Here is a 363-nt window from a genome sequence, read left to right as displayed (position 1 = left end):
GTCCGTAGGTATCCATGTGGTCTTCATCGATATTGGTGACGACGGACATAATCGGGGTCAAATGCAGGAAAGACGCATCGGACTCGTCGGCTTCGGCAACGATGTATTCGCCTTTGCCCAAGCGGGCGTTGGTACCTGCGGCATTGAGTTTGCCGCCGATAACAAAAGTGGGGTCGAGACCTGCCGCGCCGAGGATAGAGGCGGTCAGGCTGGTGGTTGTGGTTTTACCGTGCGTACCGGCAATGGCGATACCATCGCGGAAGCGCATCAATTCTGCCAACATCAACGCGCGCGGAATCACGGGAATCTGCTGTTCCAACGCCGCAACGACTTCCGGATTGTCTTTTTTGACCGCAGTAGAGG

1 protein-coding gene is annotated in these 363 nt (G+C 56.2%); it reads right to left on the bottom strand.

Going from position 1 to position 363, the window contains the following annotated elements; all coding sequences use genetic code 11:
- Positions 1 to 363, bottom strand: a 363-nt coding sequence (locus ACTHS3_RS17305; protein WP_440368676.1) for a Mur ligase family protein, incomplete at both ends; no start/stop codon positions are given.

This window comes from Neisseria sp. P0009.S007, assembly GCF_051962515.1.
This window is presented reverse-complemented; position numbering and strand designations above follow the sequence as displayed.